General features: G+C 64.4%; 22 protein-coding genes. 16 read left to right on the top strand and 6 right to left on the bottom strand.

What is annotated here, in order from left to right:
- The first annotated feature begins 12 nt into the window (after positions 1-12).
- The 15 genes from QM741_RS14455 (at position 13) to QM741_RS14525 (ending at position 11,875) form a co-directional block, all read left to right on the top strand.
- On the top strand, positions 13-555 hold the full coding sequence (locus QM741_RS14455) for an aromatic-ring-hydroxylating dioxygenase subunit beta (RefSeq protein ID WP_415208370.1): 543 nt from the start codon (positions 13-15) through the stop codon (positions 553-555).
- A 32-nt stretch (positions 556-587) separates the two neighbouring features.
- Complete coding sequence (locus QM741_RS14460; RefSeq protein WP_415208371.1) at positions 588-1,523, top strand: VOC family protein; 936 nt, start codon at positions 588-590, stop codon at positions 1,521-1,523.
- Between the two features lie 47 nt (positions 1,524-1,570).
- Entirely contained in the window at positions 1,571-2,299 is a 729-nt protein-coding gene (locus QM741_RS14465) for an SDR family oxidoreductase (RefSeq protein ID WP_415208372.1), read from the top strand.
- Positions 2,300-2,309: 10 nt separating this feature from the next.
- Positions 2,310-2,648 carry a non-heme iron oxygenase ferredoxin subunit gene (locus tag QM741_RS14470; RefSeq protein WP_415208373.1) on the top strand — a complete coding sequence of 113 codons (339 nt, stop codon included), beginning with the start codon at positions 2,310-2,312 and terminating at the stop codon, positions 2,646-2,648.
- Entirely contained in the window at positions 2,645-3,385 is a 741-nt protein-coding gene (locus QM741_RS14475; protein WP_415208374.1) for a class II aldolase/adducin family protein, read from the top strand. The genes QM741_RS14470 and QM741_RS14475 overlap by 4 nt, the downstream gene beginning before the upstream one ends.
- 114 nt (positions 3,386-3,499) lie before the next feature.
- Positions 3,500-4,195 carry a TetR/AcrR family transcriptional regulator gene (locus tag QM741_RS14480; RefSeq protein ID WP_415208375.1) on the top strand — a complete coding sequence of 232 codons (696 nt, stop codon included), beginning with the start codon at positions 3,500-3,502 and terminating at the stop codon, positions 4,193-4,195.
- A 103-nt stretch (positions 4,196-4,298) separates the two neighbouring features.
- Positions 4,299-5,165 (top strand): alpha/beta fold hydrolase, encoded by an 867-nt coding sequence (locus tag QM741_RS14485; RefSeq protein ID WP_415208376.1) that lies wholly within the window; start codon positions 4,299-4,301, stop codon positions 5,163-5,165.
- The gene (locus QM741_RS14490) at positions 5,162-5,959 is read left to right on the top strand and encodes a 2-keto-4-pentenoate hydratase (RefSeq protein ID WP_415208377.1); all 798 of its coding nucleotides are present in this window, start codon (positions 5,162-5,164) and stop codon (positions 5,957-5,959) included. Before QM741_RS14485 ends, QM741_RS14490 begins: the two co-directional genes overlap by 4 nt.
- Before the next feature lie 13 nt (positions 5,960-5,972).
- Positions 5,973-6,917, top strand: coding sequence for an acetaldehyde dehydrogenase (acetylating) (locus tag QM741_RS14495; protein WP_415208378.1), 945 nt, complete (start codon positions 5,973-5,975; stop codon positions 6,915-6,917).
- 11 nt (positions 6,918-6,928) lie between these two features.
- The gene (gene dmpG / locus QM741_RS14500) at positions 6,929-7,981 is read left to right on the top strand and encodes a 4-hydroxy-2-oxovalerate aldolase (RefSeq protein ID WP_415208379.1); all 1,053 of its coding nucleotides are present in this window, start codon (positions 6,929-6,931) and stop codon (positions 7,979-7,981) included.
- A gap of 50 nt (positions 7,982-8,031) precedes the next feature.
- Positions 8,032-8,271: a CopG family transcriptional regulator gene (locus QM741_RS14505; RefSeq protein WP_415208380.1), complete on the top strand. Its 240-nt coding sequence runs from the start codon at positions 8,032-8,034 to the stop codon at positions 8,269-8,271.
- A gap of 3 nt (positions 8,272-8,274) precedes the next feature.
- A complete protein-coding gene (locus QM741_RS14510) occupies positions 8,275-8,694 on the top strand; it encodes a type II toxin-antitoxin system VapC family toxin (RefSeq protein ID WP_415208381.1) in 420 nt (139 codons plus the stop codon).
- 129 nt (positions 8,695-8,823) lie between these two features.
- Positions 8,824-9,486, top strand: coding sequence for a transglutaminase-like domain-containing protein (locus QM741_RS14515; RefSeq protein WP_415208382.1), 663 nt, complete (start codon positions 8,824-8,826; stop codon positions 9,484-9,486).
- A gap of 18 nt (positions 9,487-9,504) precedes the next feature.
- Entirely contained in the window at positions 9,505-11,049 is a 1,545-nt protein-coding gene (locus QM741_RS14520) for an acyl-CoA synthetase (RefSeq protein WP_415208383.1), read from the top strand.
- Between the two features lie 37 nt (positions 11,050-11,086).
- Positions 11,087-11,875: an enoyl-CoA hydratase/isomerase family protein gene (locus tag QM741_RS14525; RefSeq protein WP_415208384.1), complete on the top strand. Its 789-nt coding sequence runs from the start codon at positions 11,087-11,089 to the stop codon at positions 11,873-11,875.
- 347 nt (positions 11,876-12,222) lie between these two features.
- Here the strand turns inward: QM741_RS14525 and QM741_RS14530 are convergent, their stop codons facing one another.
- Both QM741_RS14530 and QM741_RS14535 read right to left on the bottom strand, forming a co-directional pair.
- Complete coding sequence (locus tag QM741_RS14530; protein ID WP_415208385.1) at positions 12,223-12,825, bottom strand: hypothetical protein; 603 nt, start codon at positions 12,823-12,825, stop codon at positions 12,223-12,225.
- A gap of 441 nt (positions 12,826-13,266) precedes the next feature.
- The gene (locus QM741_RS14535; RefSeq protein ID WP_415208386.1) at positions 13,267-17,109 is read right to left on the bottom strand and encodes a TonB-dependent receptor domain-containing protein; all 3,843 of its coding nucleotides are present in this window, start codon (positions 17,107-17,109) and stop codon (positions 13,267-13,269) included.
- Positions 17,110-17,372: 263 nt separating this feature from the next.
- Here QM741_RS14535 and QM741_RS14540 point away from each other — a divergent pair, with 263 nt between their 5' ends.
- A complete protein-coding gene (locus QM741_RS14540) occupies positions 17,373-17,771 on the top strand; it encodes an enoyl-CoA hydratase/isomerase family protein (protein ID WP_415208387.1) in 399 nt (132 codons plus the stop codon).
- A 48-nt stretch (positions 17,772-17,819) separates the two neighbouring features.
- Here QM741_RS14540 and QM741_RS14545 read toward each other — a convergent pair whose 3' ends face one another.
- The 4 genes from QM741_RS14545 to QM741_RS14560 are packed head-to-tail and all read right to left on the bottom strand — an operon-like array spanning position 17,820 to position 20,634.
- Positions 17,820-18,089, bottom strand: coding sequence for a cytochrome C oxidase subunit IV family protein (locus QM741_RS14545; RefSeq protein ID WP_415208388.1), 270 nt, complete (start codon positions 18,087-18,089; stop codon positions 17,820-17,822).
- 5 nt (positions 18,090-18,094) lie between these two features.
- The gene (locus tag QM741_RS14550; protein ID WP_415208389.1) at positions 18,095-18,682 is read right to left on the bottom strand and encodes a cytochrome c oxidase subunit 3; all 588 of its coding nucleotides are present in this window, start codon (positions 18,680-18,682) and stop codon (positions 18,095-18,097) included.
- Between the two features lie 29 nt (positions 18,683-18,711).
- Complete coding sequence (locus QM741_RS14555; protein ID WP_415208390.1) at positions 18,712-19,434, bottom strand: hypothetical protein; 723 nt, start codon at positions 19,432-19,434, stop codon at positions 18,712-18,714.
- Positions 19,435-19,452: 18 nt separating this feature from the next.
- Positions 19,453-20,634 (bottom strand): acetyl-CoA C-acyltransferase family protein, encoded by a 1,182-nt coding sequence (locus tag QM741_RS14560; protein ID WP_415208391.1) that lies wholly within the window; start codon positions 20,632-20,634, stop codon positions 19,453-19,455.
- Between the last annotated feature and the right edge of the window lie 80 nt (positions 20,635-20,714).

Here is a 20,714-nt window from a genome sequence, read left to right on the forward strand (position 1 = left end):
AAGGAGACGATCATGAGTGCCAATGCTGCATCGCTCGCGAGCGCGTCCTCGCCGGAACTGCCCGCTGTCCCGAATCCGACCGCCCGGCTCGAAGTCGAGGATCTGCTCTTCGCCGAAGCCGATTTGCTCGACAGTTGGAAGTTGAGCGAATGGCTGGCGCTGTTCACCGACGATGGCGCCTACTACGTGCCGTCGACGGACCTGCCGCGCGACGCGAGCGCGGACAGCAGCCTGTTCTACATCGCCGACGACCACGTGCGCCTGAGGGAGCGCGTGATCCGCCTCTTGAAGAAAACAGCGCACGCGGAGTATCCGCGCTCGCGCACGCGCCACCTCGTCGGCAACGTGCGCGTTCTCGAGAGCACTGGCGAAACGATCGTCGCCACCGTGGCCTTCGCGACCTGGCGTATGAAGAACGGCAACACGGATGCCTACATCGGCAGCACGCGCTACCGCCTGCGCCGCGTCGACGGCGTACTGCGCATCGCCGAGAAGCGCGTATTCCTCGATCTCGAAGCGCTGCGCCCGCACGGCCGCGTCAGCATCCTGCTCTGAACCGGGCAGGCGGACAATCCGAAGGTGATGCCATGAAGAATTTTCCTTTTCGCTATCGCAAGATCGCCTACGCGGCGTTGAACGTGACCGATCTCGAACGCTCGGTCGCCTTCTACCGCGACATCATGGGCCTGGATCTCGTCGAACGGCAGCCTGACGTGGCTTATCTGCGTTGCAGCCGCGACCACCACAACATCGTGCTCTGCCAGTCGCCGACGCACGGACTCAAGCGCGTCGCGTTCGAGCTGGAAACCGAAGGCGACGTCGAGGCGGCGTTCGCGCATTTCCAGGCATTGGGGATGAACCCCGCGATGGTGCCGAAGAAGGAAACCGCGGCGCTCAGGCAAGGGCCGGGATTCCGCGTGCGCGAACGGCACAGCGGATTGCTGTTCGAGCTGTTCGCCGGCGCGACATTCCAGGCCAGGCCGTTCGTGCCCACCGTCGCGAACATCGCGCGCCTCGGCCACGTCGTCATCAGCAGTGCGGATTTTCAAGGCACGCGCGAAGCGCTAGTGCGCGACTTCGGCTTCCGCATCTCCGACTTCATCGAGGACCGTATCGCGTTCATGCGCTGCCATCCCAACCCGTTTCACCATACTTTCGCGGTCGGCCCCGCCAGTGTCAGCCAGCTCCACCACGTCAATTTCATGGTGACGGACATGGACGACATCGGCAAAGCGCTCTATCGCGTCAAGAAGCACGACATCAAGATCGTCTTCGGGCCGGGCCGCCATCCGCCGTCCAATAGTGTATTTCTATACTTCCTCGACCCCGACGGCATCACGGTCGAATACAGCTTCGGCATGGAGGAGTTTCCGGAAGAGGGCGCACGCACGCCACGGCGCATGGAAGCGGTGCCCGAATCGCTGGACGTGTGGGGCGCGGTGCCCGATCCGCTGTTTGGCCGCAGCGGCCCGATCGAAGGCGCCGGTACCGCGATGCCTCAGACAGAGCAGGTGGCGGCTTGAACGCAGAATCCGCCACAACGAGCAACATCAAGGGCCAAGTCGCGGTCGTGACCGGCGCCGCACAGGGTATCGGCTTCGCCATCGCCGAGCGCCTAGCGTCTTTGGGGGCTCGTCTCGTCCTCGCGGACCTCGCGGCGGACAAACTCGAGACCGCCAAGGTGCGCCTGAAGGACGACTATAACGCGGAGGTCGCGATGCATACCGGCGACCTTGCGCAAGAAGCAGTTGCAAATGCCTTGTACGTTACCGCTGTGAACCAGTTCGGGGCGGCGCAGATTCTCGTGAATTGTGCCGGCGGTGGCGTGATCTTGCCATTCCTCAAGCACACACCCGAAACCCTGCGCGCCACACTCGATCGCAACCTGTGGACCGTGCTGTGGTGCACACGCGCCTTCCTGCCGGACATGCTCGCGGCTCGGTACGGGCGCATCATCAACATCGGTGCGGACTCGGTGCGCACCGGCCTCGTGGACCATGCCGGATACAACGCCGCCAAGGGCGGCGTGCATGCGCTGACGACGGGCCTTGCGCGCGAGTTCGCCCGCGACGGCGTCACATTCAACACGGTGGCGCCTTGCGCGGTGGCGACGCCGCAACTCGAACATTTCATCCAGCTCGACCCGAAGCTGGCGGAGCGCTTCATCGACGTCATTCCGATCGGCCGCGCCGCGAGCGTCGGGGAAGTCGCCTCGATGGTCGCCTACCTCGCGCAGCCGGAAGCGGCCTTCGTCACCGGCCAGACGATCAGCGTCAACGGCGGCAGCGCGATGCCATGAGGACAAGACAGTGAGCGGCACCATGGGCGAACCCTTCGATCTGTGCGCCACGGCGGATGTCGCGGCGGGCGAGATCGGCCGCCGCGAACTTCCCGGCGGGCACGTCGTGGCCATCTACAACGTCGACGGCGAGTTCTACGTCAGCGACGACGTGTGCACCCACGGCGAGGCCTCGCTTTCGGAAGACGGCATGCTCGACGGCTACCAGGTCGAATGCAGTTGGCATTTCGGGCGCTTCGACGTGCGCTCGGGCGAGCCCTGCGCGATGCCCTGCGAGAAGGCGATCCGCACGTGGCCGGTGCGCATCGAGGGCGACCGCGTCTGGATCGACGTGGCGGGCCTGGAATGACGCACGCGGCCGCCCAAGACTTCGATGTCCTCGATCGCCGCGTGCGAGTCGCGGCGCGCGCGCTGGCGTGCCACGGCCTCGTCGGCGCGTGGGGACATTGCAGCGCGCGCCTCGACGCCGGACGTTTCCTCGTCTGCGCGGCGCGGCCGATGGGCCGCATCGGCATCGGCGAGGCGGGGACGATCGTGCCTGTCGATCAGCCTCTGCCGCCGGGCGTGCTCGGCGAAGTGCGCATCCACCAGCAAATCTACCAACGTCGTCCCGACGTCGGCGGCGTGTGCCGGGTGTTTCCGCCCGCCACGGTCGCGCTGTCCACGCTGCGGCTTGTGCCGCGTCCGCGCCACGGCGTCGGCGCCTTCAATGCCGCGTGCCGGTTCCGGGATGACGTGCGCCTGTTGCGTGACGACGGCCTTGCCGCCGAATTGGCCGCGCAGTTGGGCGATGCGCCGTCGCTGATCATGCGCGCGAACGGCGCGGTGACGGTGGGCGGCAGTATCGAAATGGCGGCGTGCTTCGCGTGGTGCCTGGAAGATGCCGCACGTATCGAACAGCAGGTGCGCGCCATCGCGACGGCGGACGCCATCAATGCGGGCTTGCTGTCGAGCGAGGAAATCGCGCAACGCCAGATCAGCGCCGGCCAGGTGTTCGAGCGGCTTTGGGACTACCTTGCCGGCGGCGACGAAGAAGCCATCGCCGGCGAGGTGCAATTTCCCGCGCCGACGTGGGGAACGTTGTGAACGTGGCGGTAGCCAACATCGATCTTTGCCATGTGTCGGCACGCGACATGCCAGCGTATTGCGCGCATCCGTCGAACAGGGATAACGTTTCCCCACCGCAACCAGAACACGAACATGACGCCCACACCCAAACCGCGCACGCGACGCACTCAGGCGGAACGCCGCGAAGAAACGACATCGCGCATTCTCGAAGCGGCCGTTGGCGAACTGCGCGCGAAGGGCTACGCGGGGTTCCGGGTCAACGAGATCGTGCGCGTCGCGGACGTTTCCAAGGGTGCCTTGACCCACCACTTTCCTACCAAGGAAAGCCTCGTCATCGCCGCGCTCAAGCGTATCTACGAGAACTCGCACGCGCGCAGCACCGCGCTGCTGAAATCGCTTGGGCCGACATCGAATGTGTACCAGGTGCTCGATGTGCTGATGCAGGACTCGGAAGCGTTTTACCTCGGCAAGAACTTCGCCATTGCGGTCACGATGCTTGGCGTCGGCGACGACGTGCCGCAGTTGCGTCGGCAAGTGCGCTCTCTCTCGCGTCATCATCGTTTGCCGATCGAGCAGGAGTGGCTGGCCGCGTTGCTGCGTACGGGATTGCCCGAGAAGGAAGCGCGCGGTCTGCTGTTCATCACGCAGAGCGTGTTCCGCGGCATGGTGATGCGCCAGTTCCTGCGTGCCGATCCGAACTACATGGAATTCACAGCGTCCTACTGGCGCGAATTGGCGCTGGCGCACATCGCCAAGGTCCTGCAAGACACGCCCTCCGCCATTCAAGCCATATCCGTCAAATCGGCACGCTCGCAGGCGAACCGCTGAACCAACCATCCATCGGCGCGTTCGGTTCCTATCCGCATCGACTCGTTCATCCTGCGCCACGCGCGGGAGGCGCTGCCATATTTTTCATCCCGAGGAGAATCCCATGAGTTTGTGGCTGGACATGCTGGGGACCGAAGTCCGTTTCGTCTCGACCCGAAGCTTCGGCACGATCCGCGTCGCTGAGGCGGGCAAGGGCAATGCGGACACGATCATTTTCCTGCACGGCATCAACGGCCATCTCGAAGCCTACGCGAAGAACCTCGTGCCGCTGTCGAAGGATTTCCACGTCGTCGCCTTCGACTACGTCGGGCACGGGCTGTCGAGCAAGCCGTTGATCGAATACACGCCGGTCATGCTGGCCGAACAACTGGGCGAGTTGATGGATGCGCTCGGCATCAAGAAGGCGCATCTTTCCGGCGAGTCGCTCGGCGGGTGGGTGTCGGGACATTTCGCCGCAATGCACCCCGAGCGCGTCGATCGCGTGATGCTCAATACGGCGGGCGGTATTCCGATCGTCACCGAAAAAGGCAAGCAGGATTTGCAGAACTTCATTGCTTTGAACAAGCGCAACATCGACAATACGCCCAGCTACGAGTCGGTGAAGGCGCGCCTGGAATGGCTGATGCACCCGGCCAATCGCCACCTCGTCGACGACGAGCTCATCAACCTGCGGCTCGGCATCTACCTGCGCCCCGAGAGCCGCGCCGTGTTGCCGAGGTTGAACGACATCCTCGCACGCCACGACGAATTCCTGATTCCGCTCGACAAGCTGCCGCAGGGGACGCTGTTCCTGTGGACCCACGATAATCCGATCCACGATACCGATTCGGTCAAGGCCGCACACGAGAAAGTGCCCGGAAGCATCCTGTATTTCGTCAAGGGCAACTCGGCGCACTGGCCGCAGTACGAGGCGATCGACGAGTTCAACGCGGTCGCGACGCAGTTCTTCAGGACGGGCGGCATCGGATGAGCGCGCAAACCGACGACAACGACATCGCGCGGCGCCTGTGGGACGCGCAGGCGTCGCGCCATCCCTGCGGGCCGATCCGAGAACTTTTTTTCGGCGTGCCGGCGGACGAACAGGAGCGGCGCGCCTACGCGATCCAGCAGATCAACGTGCGGCGGCAACTCGCGGCGGGGCGGCGAGTGGTCGGCCGCAAGATCGGCCTGACCTCACTCGCAGTGCAGAAGCAACTCGGCGTCGACCGCCCGGATTTCGGCACGCTGCTCGACGACATGGCCGTCGCCGACGGGCAGCCCATCGACACCTCGTCGCTGCTGCAACCGAAGGCCGAAGCCGAAATCGCCCTGGTGCTCGATCGCGACCTCGCGTTCGAGCGCCATACGGTCGCCGACCTGATCGGCGCGACGGCGTACGCGCTGGCCGCGATCGAAGTCGTCGCCAGCCGCATCGAGGGCTGGAACATCCGCTTCGTCGACACCGTGGCGGACAACGCCTCGTCCGGCATGTTCGTGCTCGGCACGCAGCCCGTGCCGCTTTCGCGGCTGGACCTCGCCGGCGCGCGCATGCGCATGACGCGCGGCGACGATGTCGTGTCCGAAGGCATCGGCGCGGCCTGCCTCGGCAATCCGCTCAACGCCGCGCGCTGGCTCGCCGACACGCTGGTCCGCACCGGCACGCCGCTGCGCGCCGGCGACATCGTGCTGACCGGCGCGCTCGGGCCGATGGCCGCGGCGCAGTCCGGCCACGTCTTCACCGCGAACATCGAGGGCTTCGCCCCGGTACACGCCGTCTTTGCCTGAAGGAGAGAAAGACATGACCGCCAAACTCAAGGCCGCGATCATCGGCAGCGGCAACATCGGCACCGACCTGATGATGAAAATCCTGCGCCACGGCCAGCACGTCGAGATGGGCGCGCTGGTCGGCATCGATGCGGCCTCGGACGGCCTCGCGCGCGCGCAGCGCCTGGGCGTGGCGGCCACGCACGAAGGCGTCGAAGGGCTTGCGCGCCTGCCTGCGTTCCGCGACATCGACCTCGTGTTCGACGCGACCAGTGCGGGCGCGCATGTGGGCAACGACGCCTTCCTGCGCGAGAAGAAACCCGGCATCCGCCTGATCGACCTCACGCCCGCGGCGATCGGCCCGTACTGCATCCCGGTCGTCAACGGCGAGGCGCACCTGGACGCTGCGAACGTCAACATGGTGACCTGCGGCGGGCAGGCGACGATCCCGATGGTCGCGGCCGTGTCGGCGGTGGCGAGGGTCCATTACGCTGAGATCGTCGCCTCGATCGCGAGCAAGTCGGCCGGCCCCGGCACGCGCGCGAACATCGACGAATTCACCGAGACCACGGCGAAGGCGATCGAACAGATCGGCGGCGCGGCGAAGGGCAAGGCCATCATCGTGCTCAACCCCGCCGAGCCGCCGCTGATCATGCGCGACACGGTCTACACGCTGTCCGACTTCGCCGACGAGGCCGCGATCGCCGCCTCGGTCGCGGCAATGGTCGAAGCCGTGCAGACCTACGTGCTGGGCTATCGCCTGAAACAGGCGGTGCAGTTCGACCGTATCGAAAAGCCCATCCGCATTCCCGGCGTCGCCGACGCCATCACGGGCCTGAAGACCTCGATCTTCCTCGAAGTCGAGGGCGCGGCGCACTACCTGCCGGCCTACGCCGGCAACCTCGACATCATGACCAGCGCCGCGTTGCGCACGGCGGAACGCATGGCCGAGCGCATGCTGTTGGCGAAAGCGGCCTGAAGGAGAAATCTATGAACAAGAAGGTATACATCTCCGACGTGACGCTGCGCGACGGCAGCCATGCGATCCGCCATCAGTACAGCGTCGAGAACGCGAAACGGATCGCGAAGGCGCTCGACGAGGCGAAAGTCGATTCGATTGAGGTCGCGCACGGCGACGGCCTGCAGGGCGGCAGCTTCAACTACGGCTTCGGCGCGCACACCGACCTCGAATGGATCGAGGCGGTCGCGAGTGTGGTCAAGCACGCGAAGATCGCCACGTTGCTGCTGCCCGGCATCGGCACGGTGCACGACTTGAAGGCCGCCCACGACGCCGGCGCGCGCATCGTGCGCATCGCCACGCACTGCACCGAGGCAGACATCTCCAGGCAACACATCGAATACGCGCGCAAACTCGGCATGGACACGGTGGGTTTCCTGATGATGAGCCACATGACCACGCCGCAGGCGCTGGCGCAGCAGGCGAAATTGATGGAGAGCTACGGCGCGACCTGCTGCTACGTGGTCGATTCCGGCGGCGCGCTCAACATGAACGACGTGCGCGACCGCTTCCGCGCGTTCAAGGACGTGCTCAAGCCTGAGACCGAAACCGGCATGCACGCGCACCACAACCTGAGTCTGGGTGTCGCCAACAGCATCGTCGCGGTCGAGAACGGCTGCGACCGCGTCGATGCGAGCCTGGCCGGCATGGGCGCGGGCGCGGGCAACGCGCCGCTCGAAGTGTTCATCGCCGCGGCGGCGCGCATGGGCTGGAACCACGGCACCGACCTGTACAAGTTGATGGACGCGGCCGACGACATCGTGCGCCCGCTGCAGGACCGCCCGGTGCGCGTCGACCGCGAGACGCTCGCGCTCGGCTATGCCGGCGTGTATTCGAGCTTCCTGCGCCACGCCGAGGCGGCGGCGAAAAAGTACGATCTCAAGACGGTGGACATCCTCGTCGAACTGGGCCGGCGCCGCATGGTCGGCGGGCAGGAGGACATGATCGTCGACGTCGCGCTGGATCTGCTCGGGCAGCGGGGCGGGGCACAGCCCGCCGCAATGCCGCAGCGCGCGGCGGGCTGATCGGGTTGTAATACCGATGGCCTGCCCGTAATATCGCATTCATGAATGCCTTGACCATCAAGCTCCCTGGCGACCTCGACGACGCAATCGCCAGCGCCAGCGCGCAGGAACGCATCAGCAAATCCGCGCTGGTACGGCGCGCGCTGGAAGCCTATCTCGCACAACGCAAATCGGGCACGCCGTTCGTCTCGGTGCTGGACAAGGCGGGCGACCTGGTCGGTTGCTTCGAGGGCGGGCCGAAGGATTTGGCGTCCAACCCCAGGCACATGGCCGGCTTCGGCAAGGTGTAGCGCTTGGCAAGCCCGGTTCGACTCATTCTCGACACCGGCCCGTGGGTCGCACTGCACTGCCGCGACGAAAAACACCACTCTTGGGCCAAGGCGCAATTCGCCGTCACCGAGCAGCCGCTACTCACCTGCGAGGCGGTCGTCGCGGAAACCTGCTTTCTGCTCGCGCGCGGCGGATTCGACCCGGCCAAGGCGCTGCAGTTGATCGAGCGCGGCGTGGTGAAGATCGCCATGTCGCTGGATGAGGAAATCGCCACCGTGCGTGCGCTGTTCGAGCGTTACGACAACGTGCCGGCCTCGCTCGCCGACGCCTGCCTGATCCGCATGTCGGAACTGTTCGATCCCGCGCGCGTGCTTACGCTCGACGGCGATTTCCACATCTACCGGCGACATGGGCGCAGGGTGATTCCTGTCGTGACGCCGTGAACGAGGGCTGGGCCCGGTAAACCGGACGGTACGCCGTTCGATTCGTCGGCAAGTAAAAAAAGTATGGATGCGAATGGTAAAGATGATTACCATATTGCACTCATGCGCTTTGCGACGCTGCGGATCGCCATGATCGAAAAAGAACAGCTTCTGCCGACGCGCTGCGTGGAGAGCGACGCGCCGGCCATCGTCGCGTTCGCGAACGACGTCGCCGGCGGCGCCACGGACGACGTCGCGCGGGCCATTCATCTCTACCGCGCCGTGCGCGACGGCATCGTCTACGACCCATACGACCGCTTCGCGAATCCGCAGTCGTGCTCGGCGTTGCGCGCGCTCGAACGCGGCCGCGGCTACTGCATCCCGAAGGCGGCCCTGCTCGTTGCCGCTGCTCGTTCGCTCGGCATCCCCGGTCGTCTCGGGTTCGCCGACGTGCGCAATCATCTCGCCTCGCGCCGCCTGATCGAAGCCAACAACGGCAGCGTGTTCCGCTGGCACTGTTACGCGGAACTGCACCTCGACGGCCGCTGGGTCAAGGCGACGCCCGCGTTCGACTCGGACCTGTGCCGACGGGTGCGGATCGAGCCGCTCGAATTCGATGGCCGCCATGATTCGGTGTTCCATGCGTTCGACAGTGGCCGCAAGCACATGGAATACGTGCGCGACCGCGGGCATTACGATGGCGTGCCGCACGAGGACATCCTCGCCACGCTGCGCTCCGAAAGCCCGGCGCTGCTCGAAGAAGCCTACTTCGCCGGCGCGCGCGCGTTCGTCGACGAAGTGCAGGTGCATTGATCTTCGACGATGGGTATCGTGGACATCAGCGACTGCGATCCGGCCGGGCTGGCCGAGAGCTTCCGCCGCCGCGCCCGCCGCGGCCCGGAACGGCCGGCGGTCAGCTTCGAGGGCCGTACCTGGAGCTATGGCGAATTGCAGTCGCGCGCCGAGCGGCTATCGGCGGAACTCGCGGCCGGCGGCGTCGCGAAAGGCGATCGCGTCGGCTACCTCGGCTTCAACCATCCGCTGCAACTGGCCGCGCTGTTCGCAGCGGCGCGGCTCGGCGCGATGCTGGTGCCGCTGAACTACCGGCTCGCCGGCCCCGAGCTCGAGTACATCATCGGCGACGCCGACATCCACACGCTGCTGGTCGATGCGCACCACGTCGCGCTGATCGACGAGTTGCGCCCGAGGCTGAGCTGCCGGCGCTATCTCGCGACCGAACCGGGCGCCGGCGCCGGCTGGGAGGATCTCGCCGTCGCGCTCGAGATTCCGCGCGAGGCGCCGCCGGCCGTGAACGGCGCGCCGGAAGACGTGGTGCTGCTGATCTACACCTCCGGCACCACCGGCCGGCCCAAGGGCGCGATGCTGAGCAACGGCAACGTGTGGACGAACAATCTCAACTGGCTCTTGACCTCGGACTTCACTTCGCGCGACGTCACCCTGGCGATGGCGCCGATGTTCCACGTCGGCGGATTGTGCGTCGTGTTGTTCCCGACGTTGTTCGCCGGCGGCCACGTCGTGCTGCAGCGCGCATTCGACGCGCTCGCGTTCCTGCACGCGGTCGAGGAATTCAAGGTGACGGTGAGCTTCGGCGTGCCGGCGATGATGCTGTTCATCAGCCAGCACGAGTATTTCGCGCGCGCCGACCTGTCGAGCCTGCGCCTGATCATCGCCGGCGGCGCGCCGGTGCCGGAGCCGCTGCTGCGCCTCTACGGCGAGCGCAACATCCCGGTCAGTCAGTGCTACGGCCAGACCGAGGCAACCGCGGGCCTGACCTTCCTCGAAACCGACCGCGCGATCGCCAAGCTCGGCTCCTGCGGCCGCGCCGGCCTGCTCAACGAGGTGCGCCTGCGCGGCTTCGACGGCCGGCCGATCACCGAGCCGAACGTGCCGGGCGAGATTCGTGCGCGCGGCGGCAACGTCATCCAGGGGTATTGGAAACTGCCCGAAGCGAGCGCGCAGGCGCGCGACGAGGACGGCTGGTTCCGTACCGGAGATGTCGCGTATTTCGACGAGGAGGGTTTCTTCCACATCTGCGACCGTCTCAAGGACATGATCATCAGCGGCGGCGAGAACGTCTATCCGGCCGAGGTCGAAAGCGTGGTCTACGCGCATCCGGCGGTCGCCGAAGTCGCCGTGATCGGCGCGCCGGATGACCGCTGGGGCGAGCGCGTCGTCGCGGTGGTCGTGCTCAAGGCGGGCGAGGCGCTCGATCTCGACACGCTGCGCGACTTCGCCGAAGCGCGACTGGCGCGCTACAAGCTCCCGCGCGAACTGCAATTGATCGACGCGATGCCGCGCAACCCGAACGGCAAGGTCGACAAACTCGTGTTGCGCAAACGCTTCGCCGCGGATTGACGCGGTACTTTCCACGATAGAAAAAAGGGGTCATGCGATGAGCCAGCGCGCAGTCCAACTCGACGTCGTCGAAGGCGTCGGCCACGTCACCTTCGTGCAGCCGGAGCGCGGCAACCCGTTCGACCAGCAGTTCTGTTCCGAACTGTGCGAGGTCGCGATCGAATGCGACGAGAACCCGGCGGTGCGCGCGGTGCTGATCCGCGCGCAGGGCCGCTGGTTCAGTGTCGGCGCCGACCTCAAGTGGCTCTGCAGCGACCGCGAACTGCTGCCGCGCCGGCTCAAGCAGGCAACCGCCGACCTGCACATGGCGGTGTCGCGCTTCGCCCGCAGCGACGCGCCGGTGGTGATCGCCATCCACGCGCTGGCGACCGGCGGCTCGGTCTCGCTGACGGCGATGGCGGACTTCGCGATCGCAGCGAGGTCGGCGAAGTTCTACGCCGCATTCAGCGCGATCGGTTTCGTCAGCGATTCCGGCGGCACGTACTATTTCCCGCGCCGCGTCGGCACGCGCAAGGCGGCGGACTTCGTGCTGCTCAACGAAACGTGGACCGCCGACGAAGCGCAGCGCTACGGACTGGTATCGCGCGTGGTCGAGGACGAGCAGCTCGAAGCGGAGGCGCTGGCGCTGGCGGCGCGGCTCGCGCAGGGGCCGACGCGCACCTTCGGCGAGATCAAGCGGCTGCTGCTGTCGAGCGCGGACACGCCGCTGGAAGCGCAACTCGAACTCGAAGCGCGCGCGATCGCCGACTGCGCGCGCACCGAGGATTCATGGAACGCGATCCAGGCGGTCGTCGGCAAGAAGAAACCGGAATTCAACGGCCGTTGAAAGGCCGTGCCGGGCGATGGCCGCCGAGGGTCCGTCATCTCGATGGCTTGGCGCGCAGAGGCTTGGCGTGGGCAAGCCCGCTCCCACACGGACCGCTGGTTTCTCAGCGTTCTGACGAGGCTTTCACCCCTTTGTCATGCTTGAAATGAATTTCCTGACTCGGGACTCGGGAAAAGCGTAAACCCGCAACATCGTCATGCTGCGCGCAGCGAAACGGAGTCGCAGCATCGCATTTCAACAGCAAGAGCGATCCTGCGACTTCGCGCAGGATGTCGTGGGGCGTTACGCTCTTTTCCGAGTCCCAAGTGCGCACCTTGCTGCGCGGGTGCCACCGCCGCGCGCGCATCTCACCCGGCGCCGCTTTTTTTCTTCCGCGTTGGCTTGCCGGTTTTTGCCTTCAGGCTGATCGACGGCGCATGCACCGGCGTGATCAAGGCATCATCGACACCAGGTGGCCGGTAGGTGATGGCCGAATAAAAACTGATGCCCGAGCGCGCCATGTCCTCGCTGATGTGCGCAAGGCGCTCGCTGAGGAATTCCATGCCGGTGTTGAACATCGACTGGAAGAACGCACGGCCCTGCGGCGTAAGCGCCACCAGCTTCTCGCGTGCGGACTGCGGGTTTTCCATTTGCACGATCAGCGACAGCGGCGGGCTGGCCAGTTCCTTAAGCAACAGCGAAACATGCGAATTGCTGGACTCGAACCAACTGCGCAACTGCTGCTCGATGATCCGGCGGCGGATCCAGCCGTTGTCGCCGACAGTGGATTCGATCAACCAGATCACCGCCGCCTGCTGGCGCGAAACCTTGCCTTGCAGCATGCGCGTTTCGGTTTCCATCGAGATGCCGTAGTGGATCGGATAGAAGAATCCTAGCAAGCCGCTCAGCAGTTGTTGGGGAAGTTGTTTGGGAAGTTGTTTGGCGGCATTGGGGGGGGCTTTCCTGGACATGAATGCATCGCGTGGCGCGGCGAAGGCCGCATGGGTTCCGACATTCTAGCCCGCATTTCTCACCATCACGCAAATTTTGGCCGAGGCTGCCAAGAGCGAACGTCGGCGTAGTCCGATGCCGTGCACTCATCGCACCGCAAGGCAGCGAAGTGCAGATTTTGAGCAAGCGCCGCCGTCAACCTTTGCAGGACTTCGTTGTGGAATGTGGCGTGGGTGTCTGGTTCGTGGGCGGCTTCAGCGCGCCGCGGTCAGGGCGTGGAAGGCGTGGTCGAACACGCCTTGGTGCGGGAAACTCTGAACAACTCAATTCGGGATGACGAGCAAGAACGGAGTTGTTCGGGGTTTCCTTGGCACCCCGCCAACCGCTTCGAGCAGCTTACAGTACGAACGCCCCCGGCTTTGCCGGGGGATTTTTACGTTGCGCTGACACGGCAATGCTCGTCAGAATTTGTAGGAGAACGATACGCCGAAGGTGCGGGGCATTGAACTCAACCTGTAGATATTGTCCAGCGACTGCGTGGCGTTGTTCCAGTAGTACTTGTTGAAGATGTTCCTGCCCCAGAGTGCGGCTTCCCAACTGCCGACGGCTGGTTTGATCCCGATGCGGACGTCGACGGTGGTGTAGGCATCGACGTCAAAGATATCCGGATCCATCATCACGCCTGGCCGGAGAACGGACGACACTTCCGTAGCGGCGAGTACGCTTTTGATGTTGAACAAGCCCGTGGTGGCGCTTTGGTAGCGTGCACTGATATGCGCGAAGCCGAAAAGCGAGTCGCTGATGGGGCGTTCGTAGTTGGCGCTGGCGGTAATGCCGACCTTGGGCGTATGGGGGAAGGCCAGTCCCTTGAAATTGATCAGGTTCCCCAACGGATCGTAGTTGAAAAAATCTTGTGTTACCTCGGTCTTGGTGTAGGACCCATTCAGCGACAGGTTCAGCCCCTTCACGGGGATGAAATCGATTCCGGCCTCGGCACCGTACACTTTTGATTTCGGAATATTCACCAGCGCTTCGAGTGGACCAAATACGGCATCGAGGATCCTTCCGCGGAGCTGTTTGTCCGTGTAGTCGTAGTAGTACGTCGCTGCATTCAAGCGCATCCGGCCTTCCATCAGCATGCTCTTCAAGCCGAGTTCATACGCGAGGACGGATTCCTGGGTTACCGGCTGGATTTGCGCGGACGTCGAGGAGTTGACCGCAGGAATGCTGCCTGATTTATAGCCTTTGCTTACGTTGGCGTAGGCAAGCAGGTTGTCGCTGACGTTATAGTCGAGACCGACACGCCAACTGGTGTTGTTCTGGTCCAGTTTCCTGTGGACGAGTCCCGCCACGCCGTCTGTCCCTGTGGTGCATCCGCCGGGCTGGATGTTGTTTTCGACACCGTAGACCGCGAGCCACAGAGCGTCGAAAGCGGCGGCCATGGAGCCATCCCCGGTATCGCCCGTACAACCCGCATACGTGCGTTTGTCTTCCGTGTAGCGGACACCGGCGTTCAGGGTCAGGTCGTCCCGGAATGACCAGGCGACATTGCCGAACACGGCCTGTGTCTTGACATCCTGGTCCGCGGTGGAGAGGGCGTCGGAAATACCCAATGCACCGTGTACGGAGGCTTCCGCAAAGTAATAGTAAGTATCGTCTTTTACTTTATCCTTCGTGTAATTCATGCCCAGAATCCATTTGAGGCTGTCACCATTCCCCGACAGGCGCAGTTCCTGGTTGGTCGATTTGATGGAGCCCACGTTGCTCAAGCTGAAATCCTGGATATTCGCGCCGTCGGTATCCTGGTTGAAATCCTGCTTGTAGTCGGAGTATGTGGTGATCGACGTCAAGGTGAGGGTGACCTTGCCGACGCTGGTGGTTTTGCCGCGCAGCACGCCGTCGCCGGAGATTTCCGGCTGGTCGATCGGCGCCGGGCGACCGCACTGGATGAAAGGTGCCGGATGCACGCTCTTGGTGTTGATCTGGTCGAAGTTCTTGCGGCGTGCGTCGATCTTGGCGCGGGTCAGCGCCTTGTTCTCGGTGCCGGTGAGCACGGCATAGAGTTCCTCCATGGTCAGGAAGTAGCACTCCTTGTAATCGCGCAGGCCACCACGTTCGACGCAGCGACGGCCGACTTCCTCGAAGCCGAGCTTGATGTCGTAGGTGGACCAGTCCATCACCTCGCGTTCGTTGTCGCGGAATTCCAGGCTGTTGTGCGAGAAGTCGACCAGGAACTGAAAAAGCTTGGCCTTGAAAATGCCAAAGTCCGGCTGCGCGGCGAGGTTGTCATAGACGTGCTGGATCGACTCCTCCAGCTTGACGCGCATGCGCTCCTCCTGGATCAGCGGATCCGGTGTGCCCATCAGGCCCGGCAGCACACGGAAATCGACCATGACATCGTCGGCGCGGCGGTCGAAGTAGATGTCGCGGTCCGGATGGCCGCGATGGCCGCGCTTGGCGACGTGCTCGGCGTACAGCTTGCGGAACGCCGGGCCTTGGACGCACTGGTCCAGGTAGTCGAAGAAACGCGCGTCGGGATACTTCTGGAACAGCGAGGTCAGCTCCGGCGATTTGTGGATGAAATTGGCCAGCTCCCACGAGGCGTGGTTCTCGACGCCGGTGATGGTGGGATTGCGCGTGCCGGTCATCAGGTCCATGAAGATCGTCGGACGGTCGCCGGTGTACCAGTTGGCGCAGATCCAGCCGAGCCAGCCGATGGATTCGCCCATGTACCACAGCAGGCCATACCACGGCGGATCGTAGGAGGCGATTTCCTCGCGGATCACGTCGGCCTGGTGCTGCTTGAGTTCGGCATCGGTCATCGCGGCGAATTCCTCGCGCGTGCGCGGGCGGGTGTACTCGCGGTATTCCTTGCTGTTGATGAAGTTGTCGCGGATCGCCTTCCACCAGTTCACGCCCATGTCCGGGCGCAGGCGTTCGGTACGCGCGAAGAACTCCATGTAGCGGCCCCAGTCGAATGGCGCTGCCAGCACTTCCTCGTGGTACATCTTCGGGATCTTGTGCAGCATGCCCGGCCGCAGCGGCGGCGGGATCGAACCCTTGATGCGCACGATGTCCGCTTCGACGTTGTAGTACGAGACGCCCTTGTGGTACGTCCACAAGCGCCGTTCCAGATGGTCCTGCTCCGGGTAGCCGGCGACCTGCACGCCTACGCTGTGGCACTGGTTGAGGCCCCAGCAGCGCCACGAGAACATCAGCGGCGAAATCGCGCCGGTCCACATTTCTTCCGGGAACACGCGCGACCAGATCGTCTCGTAGCTGACGCCATCGTTGTTGCCCTGCACGCTGTTGGTGACTTCGGCATCCCACGAGAACTCGACGCCGGTGATCGGACGTGCCTGCAGCACGTAGAACTGCCCGCCCTGGTAGGCCCATTCGATGTCCTGCGGGAAGCCTTCGTAGGCGTCCTGGATGCGCAGGCCGATCGCGGCCAGTTCCGCCACTTGCGCATCGCTCATGCAGAAGCGCTCGCGGCGCTCCTCGGCCACGTCCAGATGCACCACGCCGTGGCCGGTGTTCTGGTTGCGGATGATCTCCACCGCCTTGCTGCCGAGGGTGCGGTTGAGGATCTTCAGACCGTCGTGGCGGACGATGAACTCATCCGGCGTGACGATGCCCGAGACGATGGCCTCACCCAGACCGTAGCTCGGCGTGATGACGACCTGATCGGTCGCGGTATTGATCGGGTTGCCGGTGAACATCACGCCGGAGACTTCCGATTCCACCATCGTCTGCACGACCACAGCGATGGAACTGGCGAAATGATCGAAGCCCTGCGTCTGCCGGTAGAACACCGCGCGCGAAGTCCACATCGACGCCCAGCAGCGCTTCACCGCGTCCAGCACCTGTGCGCGACCGCGCATGTCCAGGTAGGTGTCGTGCAGGCCGGCGAACGAGGCACCGGCCAGGTCTTCTGCCGTGCCCGAGGAGCGCACCGCGACGTAGATGTCGCCGAGCTTTTCGTAAGCCGCCGCGATTTGCGCAGCAACTTGCGTGGGCATCGGCGCGTCGGTGATGGCCTTTCGGATCTCGGCGACCGAGGCGTCCAGCGCTGCGGCGTCGTGGTAGTTCACCGCTTCGAGGATATCGGCGATCTTGTCCTTCAGGCCCGGGCCGTTTTCCACGTGCGCCGCATACGCGGCGATGCCAACGACGAAGCCTGGCGGCACCACGAAACCGGCTTTGGTGAGGCGACCAAGATTGGCACCCTTGCCGCCGACCTGTGCGTGCTCAACCGCCGCAGGATCGGTGAACCAGATGGTCGTGTTGATGGGGTCTGTCATGTTTGTGCCCTCCGCTCATGGTTTGGTTGAATGTTTCAATCAAGAACGTTTCTTTATTGCAGGATTTATCGTTGTTTCATGCAGGGCGAAATGCAAAAGTATCGCAATACAACGACGAATTGCCGACGAATGATGACACAAAATATTCAAAAAGTGCATAGTAATGCACATATACTAATTGCGCGACGCAACACAATTCAAGAAAGGCAACATCTGCATGAAGGTCCAGCCAGGTCGGCGCTGACGCCCAGTCCGGATGTTTCATGGGAACGTCCACTGCGACGCCGATCGGCTTCGTCAGCGATTCCAACGGCGCGTACTATTTCCCGCGCCGCGTCGGCACGCGCAAGGCGGCGGACTTCGTGCTGCTCAACGAAACGTGGACCGCCGACGAAGCGCAGCGCTACGGACTGGTATCGCGCGTGGTCGAAGACGCGCAACTCGAAGCGGAGGCGCTGGCGCTGGCGGCGCGGCTCGCGCAGGGGCCGACGCGCACCTTCGGCGAGATCAAGCGGCTGTTGTTGTCGAGCGCGGACACGCCGCTGGAAGCGCAACTCGAACTCGAAGCGCGCGCGATCGCCGACTGCGCGCGCACCGAGGATTCATGGAACGCGATCCAGGCGGTCGTCGGCAAGAAGAAACCGGAATTCAGCGGCCGCTGAGCGCAGGAAATCACCTACAACGTCTACGCTTTGCGCTGAGTCCTTTCATCACTCGGTGAGCGACAAAATCGAGAGCGCGATCGCAAGCATGGCAGCCCAGGCTTCGGCGACGATGCGCATCCAGTTCGGTGCATGGCGCAGTTCCATGAAGTCGAGCAGGACAAAGCGCACTTTGACCAACGCCACGATGATGACGATGACGCCGACGATACGGTGGTCGTGAATGCCGAACCCATGGCCAAGCGCCCACGATGCAATGGTCGCCGCGACGAGAAGAAACCAGATACTGGTGAGGCGCGAACGAAGCAGATCGGACATGTTCGTCAGACGAGATAGAGCAGGGCAAACAGCACGATCCAGAGCAGGTCGACGAGATGCCAGAACGTCGCGCCGCTTTCCAGGTGCTGCACGTTCACCGCTTCGATGCCGCGCGAGCGCACGTATCCAGACATGGCGGCGAGCACGCCCATGCCGATGAGGACGTGTAGCATGTGGATGCCCGTGTACACGAAGTACAGCATGAAGAAGTCGTTGGTCTCCGGCGTGATCCCGGCCGAGATTTTCGCCGTGTACTCGAATCCCTTGACGACGCCGAAGACCGCACCGCAGGCGATCGCTATGCGAAAGAGTCTTTGCGGTGCGTCGGCAATGCGCAGCCGCGCGGCCCGGACTGCATTCGCCACGCACCACGAACTCGTCAGCATCAGCAGCGTGTTGAGGAGGCCGAGCGTCTGGTCGAGCCGGGCGCGGCCGGCGGCGAACACCTCGTGTTCCGCGCCGCGGTAGTGCAGGAACGTGACGAACAGCACCGAGAACAGCGTGAGGTCGCCCGCGATGAACAGCCAGACGCCGGCCTCGCCCGGAACGTGCGCCGGGCGGCGCGGCACCGAATCCGGTGTGGCCGTCGTCATGCCGGTTTCCGTTGCCGCGTTTGCCGGCGTCACGATGCCGCGAGTCGTTCCCGCTTTTCGGCGGCGCAGGCTTTCAAGGTCACGGCCGTCATCACGATGATCCAGCCAAAGAAAACGATCCACACGAACCAGAACGAGATCAGGCCGTCGTAGGCGAACGGCCCGGTCTTGAAGAACTCGATCAGGCCGGCAGGCACGATCAACACCGCCGTCCACAGATTGAAGAAGGCGACCCAGCGCGGAAACACCGGCACGGGATTGTGGTCGCCGAACACCGCGAGCGCGATGCAGATCATGAACACCGCGAACGGCGGCCAGCTCAGGATGAAGACGAACCACACGTAGTCGTTGACGATCTGGATCGCGGCGGGCGAGAGCGTTTCCGGCCGGAACGCCAGCGCCGCCCAGGTGATCGGCATCAGCAGGAATAGCACGTAACCGCCACCGTTGTTGGCGATCGAGGTCCAGGTGAGGACGGGAATTCCGCGTTCCATGCGGCGCATGAAGAACACGATCGACATCGACCACGTCAGGTAGAACGTGAAACCGAGGCACTCGATCAGGGTGCCGAATCGGATCGGCAGCTTGCGTTCGATGAAGATGCGCGCGATCTCGTCCGCCGGCAACGCCGGCGAGGGCGGTGGGATGAAGCCCATCAGCAGGCCTTGCGCGACGATGAGGGAAATCACGAGCAGGACGCCCGACCACGCCATCAAACTCGCGATCGTCGTGTTGATGCGCAGGTCTTGCATGTTCGTGTCTCCCCGCCGTCAGGCGCGCTCGTAGATCGCCGCAATGCCCTGGCCGCCGCCGATGCACATCGTCGCCAGCGCGTAGCGGCCCTGCGTGCGGTGCAGTTCGTAGATCGCCTTGATCGAGATGATGGCGCCGGTGGCGCCGACGGGATGCCCGAGCGAGATGCCCGAGCCGTTCGGGTTGACCTTGGCCGGATCGAACTCCAGCGCCCGCGTCACCGCGCAGGCCTGCGCGGCGAAGGCTTCGTTGGATTCGATCACGTCGAGATCGGCGACCTTGAGGCCGGTGCGTTGCAGGACCAGCTTCGTCGCGGGCACCGGGCCGATGCCCATCACTTCGGGATCGACGCCCGCGTGCGCGTAGCCGACCAGCCGCGCGAGCGGTTTCAGGTTGTGCGTGCGCACCGCCTCGGCGGTGGCGAGCACCACCGCGCCGGCGCCGTCGTTGATGCCCGAAGCGTTGCCGGCCGTGACCGTGCCGTCCTTCTTGAACGCCGGCTTCATCGCGGCGAGCTGTTCGATGCCGACGTCGCCGCGCACGTGTTCGTCGGTGGCGAACTGGACCGTGCCTTTGCGGCTGGCGATTTCCACCGGCACGATCTGCGCGGCAAAGCGCCCTTCGGCGATGGCCGCCGCGGCGCGGCGCTGGCTGGCCAGAGCCAGTTCGTCCTGCATCGCGCGCGTGATCCCGTGCCGTTCGGCGACGTTCTCGGCTGTGATGCCCATGTGGATCTTGTGGAACGGGTCGTGCAGGATGCCGAGCATGTAGTCCTGGGTTTCGCCGTTGCCCATGCGCGCGCCCCAGCGCAGCGCCGGCAACAGGTACGGGCCGCGGCTCATCGATTCGACTCCGGCGCCGATCGCGACCTGCGCATCGCCGAGCTTGAGCGCCTGCGCCGCCGAAACGATGGCTTGCAGGCCCGAGCCGCACAGCCGGTTGACGTTGAACGCGGGCGTGGAACTGGGGATGCCGGAGTCCATCGCCGCGACGCGCGACACGTAGGCGTCGCGCGGTTCGGTCGGAATCACGTTGCCCATCACCACGTGCTCGACGGCGCCGGCTTCGATGCCCGCACCCTGGATGGCGGCCTTCAGCGCCGTGGTCGCCAGTTGCGCCATCGGCACGTCTTTCAGTGCCCCGCCGAACGTGCCGATCGCCGTGCGCGCCGCGCCGACGACGAAGATGTCATGGCTCATGTTCCCTCCCGGGTGTTTTCGTGTCTGGTCTTCAAGCCCTGGACGACGCGACGCGCGTCGGCCGAACCTTGATAGTACGC

Origin of the sequence: Rudaea sp. (assembly GCF_047601565.1) — a bacterium.
Lineage (GTDB): Bacteria > Pseudomonadota > Gammaproteobacteria > Xanthomonadales > Rhodanobacteraceae > Rudaea.